Source organism: Niastella sp. (assembly GCF_045805085.1).
GTDB lineage: Bacteria > Bacteroidota > Bacteroidia > Chitinophagales > Chitinophagaceae > Niastella.
In genome coordinates this window covers 1-2,552 of the sequence record NZ_JBJMLX010000462.1, presented here as the reverse complement: position 1 = coordinate 2,552, position 2,552 = coordinate 1, and the positions used below count along the sequence as shown (strand labels likewise).

Here is a 2,552-nt window from a genome sequence, read left to right as displayed (position 1 = left end):
AACTATCATTTCATTAATAATTATCTCCCGGTTATGAATGAAATCAACCGCAAACCGCTTAATTCGTTAGGGTACGACTTCATTCCTTCCACTTCTTTACCTAAGGGGAAGGATGAATACTACCTGCGTAATAAACAGGTCAAGAACGGTATTCACTACCGCCATCTTTCGGCCTATGAAATTGAAGTACTGGTACGCAACCGCAACACATCTGACAACTGGAACAACCTGCTGGTGTCAGATGCGTTCAACCCGGAACTGGTGCAGAATTGCAAATTCTTTGGCCTGGTGCGTATTGGTAAGCTGGAGCCTTATTACCTCGAGTACCACAACTTGCGCCGGCCGGTAGGGTTCTACAACAGCACCGTTATCAGTTGCGACTTTGGCGACAACGTAGTCGTTGATAACGTTAATTACATTTCCCATTACATTATCGGTAATGGGGTGATACTGGTGAACTGTAATGAAATTGCTACCACCGATCACTCCAAATTTGGTAATGGCATCCTGAAAGAAGGTGAGCCCGAGAGCGTTCGCATCTGGATGGAATTATGCAATGAAAATGCCGGCCGCAGGATCCTGGCCTTCGATGGTATTTTACCGGGTGATGCGTTCTTATGGACCTACTTTCGCGACGATGATAAACTGTTGAACCGCTTCAAGGAATTTACCGAAAAGAAATTCGATGCGTTACGTGGTTATTATGGCACCATCGGCGACCGAACTGTAGTTAAGAATTGCAGGATCCTTAAAGATGTAAAGATCGGCAGCGACGCTTATTTAAAAGGCGCCAACAAAATAAAGAATGTAACCATTAATTCTTCCAGCGAAGCCAATACCCAGGTGGGGGAAGGCTGCGAGTTGGTGAATGGAATCATCGGTTATGGATGCCGGCTGTTCTATGGCGTAAAAGCTGTACGTTTTGTGCTGGCCTCCCACTCACAATTGAAATATGGAGCCCGGTTGATCAACTCTTACCTGGGTGAAAACTCTACCATTTCCTGTTGTGAGGTATTGAATTCGCTCATTTTCCCTTCGCACGAACAGCATCATAATAATTCATTTTTGTGCGCTGCCCTGATACAGGGGCAAAGTAATATGGCCGCTGGCGCCACGGTGGGTTCAAACCACAACAGCCGCAGTCCGGATGGTGAAATCATTGCTGGTCGTGGTTTCTGGCCTGGCTTATGTGTTAGCCTGAAGCATAATTCAAAATTTGCTTCTTATACTATCCTGGCTAAAGGCGATTATGCAATGGAGTTAAATATTCCTTTCCCATTCTCGCTTATCAGTAACGATCTGAGCAAAGACCAGCTGGTGGTAATGCCCGGTTACTGGTTCATGTATAACATGTATGCACTGGCCCGGAACTCCTGGAAGTATATCGACCGCGACAAACGCATAGATAAAATCCAGGAGTTGGAATTTAACTTCCTGGCGCCGGACTCAGTAAATGATCTGTTGCAATCATTGCCATTATTGGCGAAGTTCACCGGTAAAGCCTGGTTGAAACGCGAAGGCAATACTAAAAAAATGACCGATGAGGAGATCATTGCTATTGGTCAGGTATTACTCGATACCAAAGACCCGGTAGTGAACGAGTTGGTTGTACTGGCAGATGGGTTTGAGAACAGCAAACGCCCCGTGCGCATCATAAAAGTAATGAGGGCTTATCACCTGTTTAAAGAAATGGTGATGTATTACCTGGTTCAGCAGTTGCTGGAGCACATTCGCACCAACAACATAAAAACACATGAACAGCTGATCGAAAGCCTGCCCTCAAAAGCAACCCTGGCTCCCTGGATGAACGTTGGCGGACAGTTAATCCTTCGCTCAGAAATTGACAAGCTGAATAAGCAGATCGTTGCCGGCAGAATCAAAGACTGGGATGCTGTACATAATTTCTACGTACAACAAGGTAAGAATTACTCCATAGAGAAGCTCGCCCATGCCATGGCTGCCGTAAAAGAAGTGTTCGATATCAATGTAAAGAAAGCCAGTCCGGGCATTATGAAAAGCCTGTTGCACCAAAGCATCACTACCAAAGAGTGGATGGTGAAAGAAATATACGAATCACGCGCCAAGGATTATCGCAATCCTTTCCGCAAAATGGTATATGAAACACCCGAAGCCATGAATAAAGTGATAGGTAAACTGGAAGACAACAGCTTCATCAAACAGGAACAAAAAGCACTGGAAGAATACAAGAAAGATATATATCAACTGGTTACCAAACTAAAACTGGATAAACCAGGCGCTAAATTAAAAACGGCATAACGGTTCTAACAAAGGAGTGAAAAAATCACTCCTTTGTTTTTTTATGAAAGTTGCTATCTGATAAAAACGAACCTTAATACATTCGAAGGCCCTTTAGGTATAAACGCCTGAATACTGTAGATCCCTGCCGGCAACTGCGGCATTTCCACAGACAAGCGGTTCATTCCTTTTTCAAGTATTGTATTCATCAGCTTTACTATTCTGCCGCTATTATCCACGATACACAATTTTGCCTGCGTTTTTTCAATACTCCTGTAAGTAAGCATCAGGGCGTT

2 protein-coding genes are annotated in these 2,552 nt (G+C 44.2%); one reads left to right on the top strand and one right to left on the bottom strand.

What is annotated here, in order from left to right:
- On the top strand, nucleotides 1–2,277 hold a 2,277-nt coding region (locus ACJ751_RS24370), incomplete at its 5' end, for a DUF4954 family protein (RefSeq protein WP_407748139.1).
- Nucleotides 2,278–2,330: 53 nt separating this feature from the next.
- On the opposite strand, the gene ACJ751_RS24365 is transcribed toward ACJ751_RS24370, so the two are convergent.
- A partial coding sequence (locus tag ACJ751_RS24365; protein WP_407748138.1) for a hypothetical protein occupies nucleotides 2,331–2,552 on the bottom strand: 222 nt, incomplete at its 5' end.